Origin of the sequence: Streptomyces sp. NPDC005494 (assembly GCF_042872025.1) — a bacterium.
In the GTDB taxonomy this organism is placed as follows: domain Bacteria; phylum Actinomycetota; class Actinomycetes; order Streptomycetales; family Streptomycetaceae; genus Streptomyces.
In genome coordinates, this window is record NZ_JBIAJR010000006.1 from 227802 (window position 1) to 243343 (window position 15542).

General features: G+C 69.0%; 14 protein-coding genes and 1 riboswitch. Of the genes, 7 read left to right on the forward strand and 7 right to left on the reverse strand.

Features of this window, described 5'->3' with window-relative positions:
* Positions 1–17 precede the first annotated feature (17 nt).
* The 3 genes from ACFYQ6_RS19645 to ACFYQ6_RS19655 form a co-directional block, all read right to left on the reverse strand.
* Positions 18–914, reverse strand: coding sequence for a LysR family transcriptional regulator (locus ACFYQ6_RS19645; protein ID WP_361579511.1), 897 nt, complete (start codon positions 912–914; stop codon positions 18–20).
* 277 nt (positions 915–1191) lie between these two features.
* A complete protein-coding gene (locus ACFYQ6_RS19650; RefSeq protein ID WP_361579509.1) occupies positions 1192–2316 on the reverse strand; it encodes a cystathionine gamma-lyase in 1125 nt (374 codons plus the stop codon).
* 65 nt (positions 2317–2381) lie between these two features.
* Positions 2382–2759, reverse strand: coding sequence for a phage holin family protein (locus ACFYQ6_RS19655; protein ID WP_361579507.1), 378 nt, complete (start codon positions 2757–2759; stop codon positions 2382–2384).
* Positions 2760–2837: 78 nt separating this feature from the next.
* Here ACFYQ6_RS19655 and ACFYQ6_RS19660 point away from each other — a divergent pair, with 78 nt between their 5' ends.
* The 4 genes from ACFYQ6_RS19660 to ACFYQ6_RS19675 all read left to right on the forward strand — a co-directional run bounded on the left by ACFYQ6_RS19660 (position 2838) and on the right by ACFYQ6_RS19675 (position 5282).
* Positions 2838–3155, forward strand: coding sequence for a cupin domain-containing protein (locus ACFYQ6_RS19660; protein WP_326737448.1), 318 nt, complete (start codon positions 2838–2840; stop codon positions 3153–3155).
* 160 nt (positions 3156–3315) lie between these two features.
* Complete coding sequence (locus ACFYQ6_RS19665; RefSeq protein WP_361579558.1) at positions 3316–3525, forward strand: DUF5326 family protein; 210 nt, start codon at positions 3316–3318, stop codon at positions 3523–3525.
* A gap of 450 nt (positions 3526–3975) precedes the next feature.
* Positions 3976–4743 (forward strand): helix-turn-helix domain-containing protein, encoded by a 768-nt coding sequence (locus tag ACFYQ6_RS19670; RefSeq protein WP_361579504.1) that lies wholly within the window; start codon positions 3976–3978, stop codon positions 4741–4743.
* A gap of 101 nt (positions 4744–4844) precedes the next feature.
* On the forward strand, positions 4845–5282 hold the full coding sequence (locus ACFYQ6_RS19675) for an SsgA family sporulation/cell division regulator (RefSeq protein WP_145807947.1): 438 nt from the start codon (positions 4845–4847) through the stop codon (positions 5280–5282).
* A 63-nt stretch (positions 5283–5345) separates the two neighbouring features.
* Here ACFYQ6_RS19675 and ACFYQ6_RS19680 read toward each other — a convergent pair whose 3' ends face one another.
* Positions 5346–6701: a YibE/F family protein gene (locus ACFYQ6_RS19680; protein WP_361579502.1), complete on the reverse strand. Its 1356-nt coding sequence runs from the start codon at positions 6699–6701 to the stop codon at positions 5346–5348.
* 71 nt (positions 6702–6772) lie between these two features.
* A riboswitch (TPP riboswitch) is annotated at positions 6773–6906 on the forward strand.
* Between ACFYQ6_RS19680 and thiC the strand changes: the two genes are divergently transcribed.
* The gene (thiC, locus tag ACFYQ6_RS19685) at positions 6899–8692 is read left to right on the forward strand and encodes a phosphomethylpyrimidine synthase ThiC (protein ID WP_361579500.1); all 1794 of its coding nucleotides are present in this window, start codon (positions 6899–6901) and stop codon (positions 8690–8692) included. It overlaps the preceding riboswitch by 8 nt.
* A 171-nt stretch (positions 8693–8863) precedes the next feature.
* Here the strand turns inward: thiC and ACFYQ6_RS19690 are convergent, their stop codons facing one another.
* The 3 genes from ACFYQ6_RS19690 to ACFYQ6_RS19700 all read right to left on the reverse strand — a co-directional run bounded on the left by ACFYQ6_RS19690 (position 8864) and on the right by ACFYQ6_RS19700 (position 12222).
* On the reverse strand, positions 8864–9688 hold the full coding sequence (locus ACFYQ6_RS19690; protein WP_361579498.1) for a hypothetical protein: 825 nt from the start codon (positions 9686–9688) through the stop codon (positions 8864–8866).
* A 182-nt stretch (positions 9689–9870) separates the two neighbouring features.
* Positions 9871–10935 (reverse strand): metallophosphoesterase, encoded by a 1065-nt coding sequence (locus ACFYQ6_RS19695; protein ID WP_361579496.1) that lies wholly within the window; start codon positions 10933–10935, stop codon positions 9871–9873.
* Between the two features lie 174 nt (positions 10936–11109).
* On the reverse strand, positions 11110–12222 hold the full coding sequence (locus ACFYQ6_RS19700; protein WP_361579494.1) for a LacI family DNA-binding transcriptional regulator: 1113 nt from the start codon (positions 12220–12222) through the stop codon (positions 11110–11112).
* A gap of 403 nt (positions 12223–12625) precedes the next feature.
* On the opposite strand from ACFYQ6_RS19700, the gene hisC reads away from it, so the two are divergent.
* Complete coding sequence (gene hisC / locus ACFYQ6_RS19705) at positions 12626–13705, forward strand: histidinol-phosphate transaminase (RefSeq protein ID WP_388763994.1); 1080 nt, start codon at positions 12626–12628, stop codon at positions 13703–13705.
* Between the two features lie 312 nt (positions 13706–14017).
* On the forward strand, positions 14018–15526 hold the full coding sequence (locus ACFYQ6_RS19710; protein ID WP_388763996.1) for a cytochrome ubiquinol oxidase subunit I: 1509 nt from the start codon (positions 14018–14020) through the stop codon (positions 15524–15526).
* The last annotated feature ends 16 nt before the right edge of the window (positions 15527–15542 follow it).

Below are 15542 nucleotides of genomic sequence, written 5' to 3' on the forward strand. Positions count from 1 at the left end.
TCCCCTGAGCCGACCGGTCACCAGTCCACGGCAGCGCGCACCAGCCACTCGTGCGCCCGCGCGATGTGCGGGAGACCGAGTGTGCCGGTGCGCGCGACGAGGAAATACGTGCGGAGCGGCGGCACCGGCGGGTCGAGCAGCGCCACGACCTCACCCCGCTCAAGTGCGGCGGCGCAGAGATAACGCGGCAGTACGGCGAGGCCGGCGCCCGCTGCCGCGCATTCCAGCACGCTGCGGAGATCCGGCGCGATCACGGCGGCGGAAGCGGCGGGGCGGCTGTCGAACACGGCTGCCCAGTAGCGGGCGACCAAGGGGAGACTTTCGTGCACCTCCACGACCGGAAGCTGTTCCAGGATGACGGGCCCCTTGTGCCGCAACGCCCCTGGCCCCAGGCGCCCGGCCCAGCGGGGCGCCGCGACCAGCACGTGTTCCTCGTCGCAGAGTGTGGTGGAGGTGAGCAGCCCACCGCGCGGACGGGCTGTGGTGATGGCCAGATCATGGTGTCCTGCGGCCAGGCCCTCCAGCGCCTCCTCGGAATGGGCGAGGAAGCTGCTGCGCAGGGCGAGCCCTTGGGCGACCAGCGGGGTAAGGGCGGGCAGCGCACGCATGGACGTGAATTCCGGAGGCCCGGCCAGGTGCAGGGTCCGTACCCCGGACTCCTCGTCGAGTCCGGCCTCGACGATGTCGACCAGCGCGTCCAGGTGCGGCGCGGCCCGGTGCGCGAGCTCGTCGCCGACCGTGGTCGGGGTGACTCCGCGGGCCCTGCGCAGGAACAGAGGGCGTCCCAGCTGGCGCTCCAGCGTCCGTATCTGCGAGGTCACGGCCGGCTGGGAGAGACCGAGCAGCGCGGCTGCCCGGGTGAAGGAACCGGCTCGGTGCACGGTGACGAACGTGCGGAGCAGGGCCAAGTCCATGGTTCGCCCCCCTCCGACACTGCGCCAGCCCGCACCGTCCGTCGCGATCGCCCAACCATAAATATGTCGATAGGCCGCTGTCGCTACTGTGATTGGACACTGACGCACAGTCAACTAGCCTTGTCCAGGCGGTTCTCGGCGCTGGAACCGGGGCGGTCCGAGCCATGAGGGGGGAGGCCCGGACCGCTCGTCCCGGGCGGGGCCGGTCCGGTGGACGGGGACGCCCGTCCCGGACCGGCCCCGCCAGGACCGGTCGTGCTCAGGGGGAGCGCGTCGGTCAGAGCGCGGCCTCGTCGAGCGCGCGCACGACGTCCGCCAGCAGGTCCTCGGGGTCCTCCGCTCCCACCGAGAAGCGGACGAAGCCCTCCGGCACGGCGTCTCCGCCCCAGCGCGCCCGGCGCTCGGCGGTGGAACGCAGTCCGCCGAAACTCGTCGCGTCGTCGACCAGTCGCAGCGCGGCCAGGAAGCGCTCAGCGGTGTCCGCGTCGGCCAGCACGAAGGAGACCACGGAGCCGAAGCGCCGCATCTGCCGGACGGCGGTCGGATACGAGGGGTCGCCGGGCAGCCCTGGGTAGCGCACCCCCGACACGTCCGTCCGCTCGGCCAGCACCTCGGCCAGGGACAGCGCGGTCGCGCACTGACGGTCGACGCGCAGCTGGAGGGTGGCCAGCGAACGGTGTGCGAGCCAGGCCTCCATGGGGCCGGGGATCGCCCCGACCACCTTGCGCCAGCGGCGCACGCCCGCAGCGAGCTGCGGATCCCGGCAGGTCACATGGCCGAGCAGGATGTCCCCGTGGCCCGTCATTCCCTTGGTGTCGCTGGCCACGGAGAAGTCCGCGCCCAGTTCGAGGGGGCGCTGTCCCAGCGGGGTGGCCAGGGTGTTGTCGACGGCGACGAGCACACCCGCCGCACGGGCCGCCTCGACGAGCCTGCGGACGTCACAGACGTCGAGTCCGGGGTTGGAGGGGGTCTCGATCCAGAGGAGCTTCGCACCCTGCAGGAGCTCCAGCTGGGCATCGCCGCCGGTGGGCGCGGTCCGCACCTCGACGCCGTACGCCTCCAGCTGTTCCCGCACCAGAGGAAGAGCCTGGTAGCCGTCGTCCGGGAGGACCACGACGTCGCCCGCGCGCGCCTGGGACAGCAGCACGGCGGAGACGGCCGCCATGCCGGAGGCGAAGACCGTCGTCTCGACCTGCTCCCCCGGCGCCTCCAGCTCGCCGATGGCCCGCTCCAGGTGGGTCCAGGTCGGGTTCGTCTCACGGCCGTAGGTGTAGGGGCCGACCGGTTCTCCGGACAGGTGGAAGTGCGCGGCGAAGACCGGACCGGGAAGGGTGGGTTCGTACTGTTCCGGCGCCGGCAGGCCCGCTCGTACCGCCAGTGTTCCGTCGCCCGTGGTGCTCATTCTTGATTCCTCATCTCTCCCCGGCGTTCACCGGACCGCTCTGCACTGTGTCACCAGGGGACGGATCAGTCCTCGTCGGGGAGCACGACATTGAGGGCCCAGGACACGACCGAGATGATCAGACCGCCCAGCACAGCCGTCCAGAAGCCCTCGACGTGGAAGTTCAGATCGACGAGGTCGGCCAGCCAGGAGGTCAGCAGCAGCATCAGCGCGTTGACCACGAGTGTGATCAGGCCGAGCGTCAGGATGAACAAGGGGAGCGTGAGCAGCTGCACGACCGGCTTGACGACGAAATTCACCAGGCCGAAGAGGAGCGCCACCAGGACCAGGGTGAGCGCCTTGCGCCCGGTGTCGTCCCCGGTGAGCGTGATGTCCTGGAGCAGCCAGATGGCCACGGCCAGCGCACCCGCGTTGGCGATCGTCTTGACTACGAAATTCTTCATGTGTCTGATCGTGGCAGACATGATCGGTGGCGGACACCGGCACAGCAGACCGGCACGGGCGCGAGGGGCGGACGGACGATGAAGGCATTCAGACTCGACGAGCTGGAGGCGGAACGCGCCGCCAACGACGGTGCTTATCTGCAGTTCATCCGGGAACGCAACATGTCGGTCGGCCTGTACGCCCTCGACGCCGGCGAGCTCGACCCTCAGCAGCCGCACAAGCAGGACGAGGTGTACTTCGTCGTGAGTGGGCGCGCCTCGATCACGGTCGGCATGGAGACCACTCAGGTGGGGCGGGGGAGCGTCGTCTACGTACCGGCGGGGACGGCCCACAAGTTCCACCACATCACCGAGGACCTCCGGGTGATGGTGGTCTTCTCGCCGCCGGAGGGCTGAGCGACCCGAGGTCTCCCTGGTGCCGGGCGCTCGCGGACCCGGGCGTTCCCTAGGGGATCGCTCAGGGGACTTCAAGGGCTCCCGGCACCCCGCCGGCCCCCCTCGCGCCTCTAGCATCGAAGCAGCAGGAACTCACAGAGACGAGGTAGCGGCGATGGCGGTGCGGGAGATTTTCGCGGGGATGCCCTGGTGGGTGAAGTGGGTCGCGGTGCCCCTCATCGCGATCGTGGTGTTCGGCGGACTGATCGCCAGTGTGATCGGCTTCGTCATCGGCCTGCTGTTCAAGGTGCTGGTCTTCGTCGTCCTGGTCGGCGGTCTGGTCTTCGTGGTGCGGAAGTTCCTGTCCTCCTCCGAGCGCAGCGACTGGTAAGGGGGCCGGCAGGCGTACGGTCGCTGCCGACGAGCCGGGCGCACGATCGTGGCCCGGCACGCCCAGGGCCAGGTTGACGATCTGGCCGCGCCCGCACTGACCAGGCGCACGACCGGCGCAGGCGCACGTACGGGGGCCTGCGCGCAGGGCCGGGCCGGCGCGCGGGCGGCAGGCGCACGCCGGAGCGCGCGGGGCCTGCGGTCCGGTTATGGGGCCGCGCATTCGGCGATTAGCCCAGCAGAGCTAAGTCCGGGACGAAACCTCACCCGTGACTGAACGTGCCGATACAGTGACGTAACGCTGCCGCCAGCTGGGAAATGACGGCCCGTCACCATCCTGCCCAGTGGTTTGTGCGACCGTCCGGTCTCCGGACCCCAGGCTCGCGGCGGGCCCGTGGGGGCGGCCCCCGCGGGAGGGCTGAGAGCCCGTCACCATGCCTGGGGGTGACCTGTGACCACGGCATCGAGTACCGCTGTCCCGACGTTGATCGGTTCGGTTCAGCGTGCGTTGAGACTTATGGAGGCTGTGGGCACTCATCGGGACGGGGCTCCGGCGAAGCAGCTCGCCCGTGAGGCGGGACTTCCCCTTCCCACCGCCTATCACCTGCTGCGCACCCTGACGCACGAGGGCTACCTCCGCAGGGAGAACGGCGTCTTCCTCTTCGGCGACGCCGCGGAACGTCTGGGCGGTGGTCCTGCGACCCCGCGGCCCGGCGTGATCGTCGACTCGCTCGCGCACTGGGCGGACGTCATCGGTGCCCCCGTCTACTGCGCCCTGTACCGGGACGGCGAGATCGAGATGGTCGCGGTCGCCGACACCCCCTCACTGCCCGCGGTGCGTGAGTGGGCCTCGTTCCGCGAGACGGGTCATGCCCACGCCCTCGGCCAGTGTCTCCTGAGCCAGCTCGACGAGCGTGCGCGGGAGGATCATCTGGACCGGCACCCCGTCCGCCCGTTGACTCGTTACTCCGTAAGGGACCGTCAGGCGTTTCTGGCCAGGCTGAGATCGATGAAACGTACGGAACCTGTCATCGAACGACAGGAGTACGTGATGGGAACGGTCTGTGCCGCCATTCCGATCACCGTCGGCTCCGCTGTGGCGGCCATGGCTGTTTCTCTCCCCTTGCGCCAAGAAGAACGGTTGCTCCCCGCAGTCGAACAACTACGCTGCGAAGTGACCACCCTCTTGCGCTCGTTCGTGTTCTCTATCAGTATCTGAAAAATCACTCCTTGTGATCTGCTATCGCTTGCACCACGATGGCGTCAATAGGGCCACGGGGGATCATTCCTGGCCAGTTTCATCTACTGCGGGGTTGAACGATGCGCGAGTCGGTTCAAGCAGAGGTCATGATGAGCTTCCTCGTTTCCGAGGAGCTCTCCTTCCGTATTCCGGTGGAACTCCGGTACGAAGTCAGCGATCCGTATGCGATCCGGATGACCTTCCATCTGCCCGGTGACGCCCCCGTCACCTGGGCGTTCGGCCGTGAGCTGCTGCTCGACGGCCTCAACAGCCCCAGTGGTGACGGCGATGTGCACATCGCCCCCACCGAGCCCGAAGGGCTCTCCGATGTACACATCCGCCTGCAGGTCGGTGCCGACCGTGCGCTCTTCCGGGCCGGGACAGCACCCCTTGTGGCCTTTCTCGACCGGACGGACAAACTGGTGCCACTGGGTCAGGAGCACACGCTGGGTGACTTCGACGGCAATCTCGAAGAGGCTCTGGGGCGCATCCTCGCCAAGGAACAGAACGCCGGCTGAGCTCGAAGGCCCGGCTGAACATCGAACACCGGAGGCCCGGCTCCATGTCTCCGGCCTCGCGGCTCACGCCTTGCGGCGCCGGCCCCTCCCGGTCCGCGCGGGTGCAGGAGCTCCGGCTTCCGCGCCGGGCCCCGTGCGGTCCGCGGAGACCACCAGGGCCGCGAGCACCGTCGTCACCGGCACCGAGGCGACCAGCCCGATCGATCCGACCAGTGTCCGGACGATCTCCTCCGCCACCAGTTCACTGTTGGCGACGGTCCCCACGCTGCTCTGGGCGATGGAGAAGAGCAGCAGCAGGGGCAGGGCGGCGCCCGCGTAGGCCAGGACGAGGGTGTTGACGACCGAGGCGATGTGGTCGCGCCCGATCCTGATGCCCGCCCGGTAGAGCCGCCGCACGCCCATTGTCGGATCGGCCTGGTGCAGCTCCCAGACCGCCGACGTCTGGGTGACGGTCACGTCGTCGAGCACACCGAGCGAACCGATGATCACACCGGCCAGGAGCAGGCCGCTCATGTCGATCTCCGGATAGAGCCCGTGGATGAGACCGGTGTTGTCGTCCGTGTTTCCGGACAGGCTGGCCCAGTCGATGAACAGCGAGCCCAGCAGCCCGATCAACAGGAGTGAGATGAGGGTGCCGATGACGGCCACGGATGTGCGGGCCGTCAGGCCGTGGCAGGTGTAGAGGGCGATCAGCATGATGGCGCTCGCCCCGATCACCGCGACGACGAGCGGATTCGAGCCCTGCAGGATGGCCGGCAGGATGAACACGGTCAGTACCCCGAAGGAGACGGCGAGCGCGATCAGCGCCATGAGCCCGCGCATCCTCCCGACCACGACGACCGCGAGGGCGAAGATCCCGGCCAGGATGGCCATCGGCAGCGCGCGGTCCACGTCCGTCACCGAATACTGCAGGTCACGAGGGGCGTCGGGGGCGTATGCCACCACCACGCCCTGGCCTTCGTGGAGTTGGCGGGGGGCGTCGGGCTGGACGACCTCGACGAACGTACGGCCCTTGTCCTTGCCGGTGGTCACCTCGACCGTCGCCTTCTTGCACTGCCCCGACTGCGCGTTGACGGCCTCCTGCCCCGAAGCGGTCGACGTGTCGCCGGTCGGCGGGACCTGCGACGCGTTGACGTCCGCGCAGTCCACCGACACGACCTTCGTCACCCGGCCCTCCTGGGTCTGCCGGTCGAAGCCGACCCCCGTGCGCTCGTGGGCGGGGGCGCCGCCCGGCCAGAACGCCACGAGACCCACCAGGACCGCGGTGGCGAAGGGGATGACCACGGCAGCGATGACCTTGCGCAGATGCTTGGACACCGGCGCGGCGGGGCCATGGGTGTGGCTGTGGGCGTGCACATGACTCTGCGTACTGCCTGTTGCGGGGCCGTGGGGTTCGGGGGCGCTTCCGGGAGACGTCACGGGGCGATCATCCCAAGAACCCGGGAGGCCCTCTGGCCAGCACGCCAGACGGGAGGTTAGCGTTGAGGCACATTTGTACACGCGGGAGCTCGGAGCACCGGGCTGAGAGGGCGCTGACCTCCGTACATCCGTACGGAACACGCTGCGCCGACCGCCGAACCTGTTACCGGGTAATGCCGGCGTAGGGAGTAGGTCTCATGACCACAGCGGACGCACGCACGCCTGCCTCGGGGCGGATTGCGCAGAATGCGCAGAACGACGAGGCCGGGAAGTCCATCGGCTGGCACAAGGGATACGTCCAGGGCTCACGCCCGGACCTCCGGGTGCCGGTCCGTCAGGTGCACCTCACCAACGGCACGGACGTGACGCTGTACGACACGTCCGGGCCGTACACCGATCCCGCCACCGACACCGACGTACGCCGCGGCCTCGCGCCCCTCCGGGAGAGCTGGATCATCGCCCGCGGGGACACCGAGGAGTACGCGGGCCGCCCCGCGCGCCCCGAGGACGACGGTCTCAAGCACACGTCGCCCCGTGGCGGGCTGCGCAACCTCGACGCGGTCTTCCCCGGCCGCCCACGCCAGCCCCGGCGCAGCAGGGACGGCGGGCCGGTGACCCAGCTCGCCTATGCCCGGCGCGGCGAGATCACTCCGGAGATGGAGTACGTGGCGATCCGGGAGAACGTCGGACCCGAGGTGGTGCGCGAGGAGATCGCGGCGGGCCGGGCGGTACTGCCGGCGAACGTCAACCACCCGGAGATCGAGCCGATGATCATCGGTAAGCGCTTCCTGGTGAAGGTCAACGCCAACATCGGCAACTCGGCGGTCACCTCGTCCATCGAGGAGGAGGTGGACAAGATGACCTGGGCCACCCGGTGGGGCGCCGACACGGTCATGGACCTCTCCACCGGCCGCAACATCCACACCACCCGCGAGTGGGTCCTGCGCAACTCCCCGGTGCCGATCGGCACCGTGCCCCTCTACCAGGCACTGGAGAAGGTCGACGGCCGCGCCGAGGAGCTGACCTGGGAGATCTACAAGGACACGGTGATCGAGCAGGCGGAGCAGGGCGTCGACTACATGACGGTGCACGCCGGGGTCCGCCTTCCGTACGTCCCGCTGACGGCCCGTCGCAAGACGGGGATCGTCTCCCGCGGGGGATCGATCATGGCGGCGTGGTGCCTGGCGCACCACAAGGAGTCGTTCCTCTACGAGCACTTCGAGGAGCTCTGCGAGATCCTCGCCGCCTACGACGTGACGTACTCGCTGGGCGACGGGCTGCGTCCGGGCTCCATCGCCGACGCCAACGACGAGGCGCAGTTCGCCGAGCTCCGTACGCTCGGCGAGCTCAACACGGTCGCCAAGCGGTTCGGCGTCCAGACGATGATCGAGGGTCCGGGCCATGTCCCGATGCACAAGATCAAGGAGAACATCGATCTCCAGCAGGAGATCTGTGAGGAGGCCCCGTTCTACACGCTGGGCCCTCTGACCACCGACGTCGCTCCCGCGTACGACCACATCACCTCGGGCATCGGCGCGGCGATGATCGCCTGGTGGGGGACGGCGATGCTCTGTTACGTCACACCCAAGGAACACCTGGGTCTCCCCAACCGCGATGACGTCAAGACGGGCGTCATCACGTACAAGATCGCGGCTCATGCGGCGGATCTCGCCAAGGGGCACCCGGGGGCACAGGAGTGGGACGACGCGCTGTCGGACGCCCGCTTCGAATTCCGCTGGGAGGACCAGTTCAACCTGGCGCTCGACCCGGACACGGCACGGGAGTTCCACGACGAGACGCTGCCGGCCGAGCCGGCGAAGACGGCGCACTTCTGCTCGATGTGCGGCCCGAAGTTCTGCTCGATGAAGATCTCCCACGACATCCGGCGGGAGCACGGGGACGAACAGGCCGACATCGAGGCGGGGATGGCCGAGAAGTCCAGGGAGTTCGCGGCAGCCGGTAACAGGGTCTACCTGCCGATCGCGGACTGAGGAAGGGCCGCTGTCCTCCGGGTGCGACCGGGGGACAGCGCCGGTCTCCCTCCCGGCGTGACCGGGGGACAGCGCCGGTCTCCCTCCCGGCGTGACCGGGGGCATGGCCGGGGTGCCCGCCGCTGCCGGTGAACCGCGCGCACTCCCGCGCGTGCTCACGGGCCGTTGCGGTTACTCCGGCTGGTGCTCGGGGCCCCCGAAGTCCGGGCTGGTGAAGTCGGGGCTGGTGAACGTCGGGCGCGGGCCGGCCGACGGCCCGTCCTGCGGTCCGGTGAAGTCAGGCCTGCTGTAACCGATCTTCGGGATGCGACCGGCCGAACGGTGCGGTGTGCGCGAGGCGGGTCCGGCGGTCGGGTCGGCCAGGGCGTCCCGCAGGAAGGGCAGGATGCCGCGTTCCAGCAGGGCGTGCCGCCAGGCTTCCCGGGCGCGCGCCACGTCCTCCGGAAGTTCCTCCTCCTCGTCCACGGCGGGCAGCGCGGTGGCGCCGTTGTGCAGCGCGGTGAGAAGGAGCCCCACCGCCGCGACGAGGATGGCCGCGGCGGCGACAGCCGCGAAGAACCATCCGGCGGTGACCATGGTCCCGGCGAAGGCGAGGGCCGGGCTGACTGCCTTCAGCACATAGCCGACCAGCAGAAATATCAAGGCGGCCGCGCCCGCTAGAACGGGAGCGAGCGCGGTGATCACCGCCAGGGTGCCGGCGCCCTCGGTGTCCGGTTCCCCGGTGGCGGGTTCGAGGACGGAGTCGCGATCCCCCGGATCGTCGGGCCCACGCAGCTCGCCCCGGACCTTCACGTAGTGCTGGTACTCGGTTGTGGCCGCCGCGGTGATCAGCGGTGTGGCTTCCAGCGCCATGGTCCGCAACTGTTCCGCATTGAGTCGGTCACCGATTCCGGCCAGATCCGGTCGTTCGTGAGCGTGACGCAGCGCGTCGGCAAGGATCCGCTCGTATTCGGGGCGGTCCTCGGCCAGCAGGTGCGGAGCGCTATTCATGTGCATCCCCCGATGCTCCGTAAGGCCTGACCGACCGCGCAGGGCCGGGCGATCGGGCGGAAACGGAGGAGAGCCTGCTACTGATAGGCCGATGGTAGAGCGCCTACGGCACGGCGTGACAGGGGGTTTCCGGAAATAGGCCCAGCAGCCCGCGGTGTCAGGTCGTGATGCGTCTTCCCTCGCGGGCGTCAGTCATGCAGGGGGAGTTGGACGACCAGCAGCTTTCCGGCCATGGTCACTCCGCCGTCCATGGCGATGGCCAGCCCCTCCGCGTAGACGTGCGGACCGTCCACCACGGGACGTGCCGCCTCCTCGCCGTCCTCCGAACCGACCTCGCCCAGCAGGTACGGAATGGGGCTGTGACCGTGGACGACGCGCTGTCCGCCGTACGTCGACATCAGTTCACGGACGGCCTGCGCCCCGCCCTCGTCGCGGAAGGCGAACCGCTTGGTGAGCTTGCGGAAGAGGTCCCAGCACTCGTCGGCGTCGTTCCGCGTGAGGATGGCGTGCACGGTGTCGTTGACGTCCTCGATGGTGGACCCGTAGTCGAGGTAGGCCGTCGTGTCGGAGTGCATCAGCAGATGCCCGTCCTCCTCGACCACCGCGTCGAGCCGCGCCATCCACTGGAGGTGGACGTCCTGAAGCCGCTCCATGTCCGTCTTCTGGCCGCCGTTGAGCAGCCAGGCGGCCTGGAAGGTCGCGGTGCCCGCACCGGAGTTCACCGGGGTGTCGCCGAACTTCTTGGCGCCGATCAGCAGCAGCTCGTGGTTGCCCATGAGGGCCTTGCAGTACCCGCCCGCCGCCGCGGCCTCCGCGGAGAGACGCATGACGAGATCGATGACGCCGATGCCGTCCGGGCCTCGGTCGGTGAAGTCGCCGAGGAACCAGAGTCTGGCGTTGCCGGCCGCCCAGCTGCCGTCCGCGTCGACGAGACCCTGCTCGCCCAGGGCGGCCAGGAGCTCGTCCAGATAGCCGTGGACGTCTCCCACGACGTACAGCGGTCCGCGGCCCTGGTCGTCGGCCGGCCGGGGCTCCGGGACGGCCTGCACCTGGACGGTGTCACCGCGGTTGATCACCGGAAGATCGCGCTCGGTGGGGGTGTACCCCTCCGGCGGCTCGTCGCCCACCGCGGCGTTGCCGGGGTGCGGCACCGGCGGGGGCGGCGGCATCGGCGCCTGCGCATACGGCGGTACGCGGAAGTCACGCAACGTCGCTGTCCGCACTACGGGTTCCTGACCGGCCCCCTGAGTCATCGACCCCTCCACCACCGTCGCGCCGCCGTACACCTGACGGGCCCTGCCTGGTAGAGGTGGTCCGCGGTGTCGTGCGCCCATCATAGGAATGCGGATCGTGCTGTGTGACGCACCAGGGGTGGTGAATCCTCGCGCGCACCAGGTTCACCGACCCTTTGGTCCGGATTGGACCGATCAGTCCCCGGCGGGCGACCGCGGTGCGCTGACCGTGGTGCGTGGCGGACGCCGCTGGGAGGACGTCCGGACGATGAGCTCCGTCGGTATCACCTGCTCCACCGGCCCCTCGTGCTCGACCCCTTCGATGGCGTCGATGAGGAGCTGGACGACTGCCGTGCCGATTCTGCGGGGCTTCAGCGAGAGCGTCGTGATGGGGGGCTCGGTCGACGCGTACACGGTGGACTCGCTGCAGCAGACCAGCAGGAGGTCGTCAGGGACCCGCAGACCGTAGCGGCGGGCGGCGGCGAGCAGATCGGTCCCGTTGGGATCGAAGAGCCCGTAGACGGCGTCGGGGCGGTCCGGGCGGGCGAGGAGACGGTCGGCGGCGACGGCCCCGGCGCAGGGGTCGTGGGCGGGGTAGGACTCGTAGACCGGGTCCTGGCCGACCCGCTCGCACCAGTGGAGGTAGGCGGTGGTGGAGAGGCGGGTGTACGTGTCGGTGGTGGTGCCGGTCAGCAGGCCGATACGGCGTGCTCCCGCGGCCGCGAGGTGGTCCAGCAGGTCGAGCACCGCCGCCCGGTGATCGTTGTCGACCCAGGCCGTGACCGGGAGCGACCCGTCCGGGCGGCCGTCGGAGACGACGGGCAGCCCCTGGCGCACGAGTTCGGTGACCACGGGGTCCTGGTCGGAGGGGTCGATCACGACCGTTCCGTCGAGGGCGACGTTCGACCAGACGTCGTGTCGTGAGGTGGCGGGCAGGATCACGAGCGCGTAGCCACGGGCGAGAGCGGCCGAGGTCGCGGCCCTCGCCATCTCCGCGAAATACGCGAATTCGGTGAAGGTGAAAGGTTCATCCCCGTAGGTGGTCACGGTCAGGCCGATAAGTCCTGACTTGCCGGTACGGAGGGTTCGGGCCGCCGCGGACGGGCGGTAGCCCAGGCGTTCGGCGACCTCGCGGACATGGCGGCGGGTGGCATCCGGGAGCCGGCCCTTGCCGTTGAGGGCGTCGGACACGGTCGTGATGGAGACCCCGGCCGCCGCGGCTACATCCCGGATGCCCGCCCGTCCTTGCCGGCCGTTGCGCCGGGGCGTATCTGTCCGGCTCACCTGGTGCTTCCCTGCTGCTGTCATAGCGAGCCGATAGTAGGGCTCCGACGCGGGGTCGGGGCGGACGCATATGCACGCATTGACAGGCACGTTTCTGCATGGTCAGTAAGGTGTAAATGCCTTGTGAAGCAAGGGCGTTGAGGCCCTGGAGGTTGATGTGTCATGCATCGACGCGCATGGACCTGCTGAATGGCCCATATCTCGAAGAGGTCTCAACTCACCTGTTCGAGGGATGCGCGCCACGGAGTGAGCGACCGGCGCGCGGCGGTATGCGTGACGCTCCCCCTCTCGGGTGGGGCGTCGGAGCCACGCGTGCCCGGCACCTCGTCCGCGGCGGACGATTTCGGATTCCGGCCATTCGCAGGAGAGCCCAATCCTCATAAGGTGAGCAGTATTGCTGTGAACGGACGGTCGAGGAGGACCTGCGGTGAGCGAGACGAGCCCCAAGCTGCGCGCCGAGCTGGACGGCGTCCCTGCGTATGTGCCGGGCAAGCCGGCGGGTGCCGAAGGAGCGGTTGCCTTCAAGCTGTCCTCCAACGAGAACCCCTATCCCCCGTTGCCGGGCGTCATGGAGTCGGCGCTCGCCGCCGCCTCCACCTTCAACAGGTACCCGGACATGGCCTGCACCGGCCTGATGAACGAGCTGGCCGACCGGTTCGGCGTGCCCGTCTCCCATCTGGCCACCGGGACCGGCTCGGTCGGTGTCGCTCAGCAGCTGCTCCAGGCCACGTCCGGGCCGGGTGACGAGGTCATCTACGCCTGGCGCTCGTTCGAGGCGTACCCGATCATCACCCAGGTCAGCGGCGCGAGGTCGGTCAAGGTGCCGCTGACCGGCGGAGAGGTGCACGATCTCGACGCGATGGCCGGAGCGGTCACCGACCGGACCCGGCTGATCTTCGTCTGCAACCCGAACAACCCGACCGGCACCGTGGTGCGCAGGGCGGAGCTGGAGCGGTTCCTGGACCGGGTGCCCGCCGATGTGCTGGTGGTGCTCGACGAGGCGTACAAGGAGTTCATCCGGGACGCCGACGTGCCGGACGGCATCGAGATCTACCGGGAGCGGCCGAACGTCGCCGTGCTCCGTACCTTCTCCAAGGCCTACGGCCTCGCGGGGCTGCGGGTCGGCTTCGCGGTGGCGCACGAGCCCGTGGCCGCGGCCCTGCGCAAGACGGCCGTTCCCTTCGGCGTCAGCCAGGTCGCCCAGGACGCGGCGGTGGCGTCGCTGCGTGCCGAGGACGAGCTGCTGGGGCGGGTCGGCACGCTGGTGGGCGAGCGCACCCGGGTGTACGACGGCCTCGTGCGCCAGGGCTGGACCGTTCCGGAGTCCCAGGCGAACTTCGTCTGGCTGAGGCTCGGTGACCGCACCCTCGACTTCGCGGGCGTCTGCGAGCGGGCGGGGGTGGTGGTGCGGCCGTTCGCCGGTGAGGGCGTACGGGTCACGATCGGGGAGACCGAGGCCAACGACGTGTTCCTGAAGGTGGCGGAGGCCTACCGACAGGAGCTCTGACGGTTCCCGTCGTCCAGGATTTCCGGTGGCCCCGGCCCTCGCTCGTCGAGGTCCGGGGCCACCGCCGTCCCGGGGTCACCGCCGTCCCGGGCGCGCGCCGACGCGTCAGCGTCACCCGGTGGAAGCTGTCCGGTATCCGGGTGTTCGGGGGGTCGGCCGGAAAGCACCCCCCGGGCGAATGGCTCGATCAGGTGTGCGCCATAATTGCTTGTGAATGTGAACGCGTTCACAAGCGGGTCCCGTTTCTCCCATGATCGGGGGAATTCACGAGGCAAGCCGCGGCTGTGACACGGCGACGTAAGGAGAAGCGGCGTGGACCTGGCTCTGGCACCGGAGACGCTGGCGCGATGGCAGTTCGGCATCACCACCGTCTACCACTTCCTGTTCGTCCCCCTGACGATCTCGCTCGCCGCTCTCACGGCCGGCCTGGAGACCGCGTGGGTGCGGACGGGCAACGAGAAGTACCTCAGGGCCACCAAGTTCTGGGGCAAGCTGTTCTTGATCAACATAGCCATGGGCGTGGTCACCGGCATCGTCCAGGAGTTCCAGTTCGGCATGAACTGGTCCGACTACTCGCGCTTCGTCGGCGACGTCTTCGGAGCTCCGCTGGCCTTCGAGGCGTTGATCGCGTTCTTCTTCGAGTCCACCTTCATCGGGCTGTGGATCTTCGGCTGGGACAAGCTGCCGAAGAAGATCCATCTCGCCTGTATCTGGATGGTCTCCCTCGGCACCATCCTCTCGACGTTCTTCATCCTGGCCGCCAACTCCTGGATGCAGCACCCCGTCGGCTACCGCATCAACGAGGAACGCGGCCGTGCCGAGCTCACGGACTTCTGGCACGTGCTCACGCAGAACACCGCGCTCGCCCAGTTCTTCCACACGATCACGGCGGCCTTCCTCGTGGGCGGGGCGTTCATGGTCGGCGTCGCCGCCTTCCACCTGGCCCGCAAGAGGCACATCCGGGTGATGCGGACCTCGCTCCGGGTCGGCCTGGTCACGGTGGTGGTCGCCGGACTGCTCACCGCCGTCAGCGGGGACATCCTCGGCAAGGTGATGTTCAAGCAGCAGCCCATGAAGATGGCCGCGGCCGAGGCGCTGTGGGAGGGCGAGTCCGGGGCACCCTTCTCGCTCTTCGCGGTCGGTGACGTCGCCGAGGGACACAACACCGTCGAGGTCTCGATCCCCGGAGTGCTGTCCTTCCTCGCGGACGACACCTTCACCTCGTACATCCCCGGCATCAACGACATCAACAAGGCGGAGCAGGAGAAGTACGGCCCCGGCGACTACCGGCCCAACATCCCGGTGGCGTTCTGGAGCTTCCGCTGGATGATCGGCTTCGGCATGGCCTCCTTCAGCCTCGGCATTCTGGGGCTCTGGCTGACGCGGAAGAAGTTCATGCTGCCGGAGGCGCTGCGCACCGGTGAGGACGACGTACCGAATCTGGTGCTCTTCAAGAGCAAGGCGCTCAGCCCGAAGCTCGCCAGGCTCTACTGGATCACTGCTCTGTGGACCATGCTCTTCCCGCTGATCGCCAACTCCTGGGGCTGGATCTTCACCGAGATGGGCCGCCAGCCCTGGGTGGTCTACGGCGTCTTCCAGACCCGTGACGCGGTCTCCCCCGGAGTGTCGCAGGGCGAGGTCCTCACCTCGATGATCGCCTTCACGGCCCTCTACGCGGTGCTCGCCGTCGTCGAGGTCAAGCTGCTCATGAAGTACATCAAGGCCGGTCCGCCCGAGCTCACCGAGGCCGACCTCAACCCGCCCACCCGGATCGGCGGCCATGACCAGGACGCCGACCGGCCGATGGCCTTCTCCTACTGAGAACAAGCGGAGCTGA